Raw genomic sequence first — 326 nt, forward strand, 5'->3', positions numbered from 1 at the left:
TCCAGCTTTCCATAGCGAATCTAGCGCGCCCAAGGGCGTCCGAAATTTGTAGGCAAATTTCGGACATGGACACGGTCAGCGACGTCAAGCAGGCAGCGGTATGCGGCCTCTGCACCGCTGTCGCCCAAAAATTCGTGGCCATGGGCAAGCCCCACTTGAGACCCCCAGAGAGAACGCTCGTGAGCGATGGAAACGGTTTTGGTCCAAAGCTTGATACAGATGGCCTGCAGATGGGTGTAGGGTTTCAAAGCGCTCGAAGACGCGCCTTCGCAGAGTTAAAAGTCCGCGACGAACTCGTGTGTCGTTTGTCGCCAACTGCAAATTCG

General features: G+C 55.8%; 1 protein-coding gene. It reads left to right on the forward strand.

Features of this window, described 5'->3' with window-relative positions; translation table 11 throughout:
• Positions 1 to 65: 65 nt before the first annotated feature.
• A partial coding sequence (locus tag EN857_RS35335) for a hypothetical protein (RefSeq protein ID WP_210235173.1) occupies positions 66 to 326 on the forward strand: 261 nt, incomplete at its 3' end.

It is taken from the genome of Mesorhizobium sp. M4B.F.Ca.ET.214.01.1.1 (assembly GCF_004791545.1).
GTDB lineage: Bacteria > Pseudomonadota > Alphaproteobacteria > Rhizobiales > Rhizobiaceae > Mesorhizobium > Mesorhizobium abyssinicae.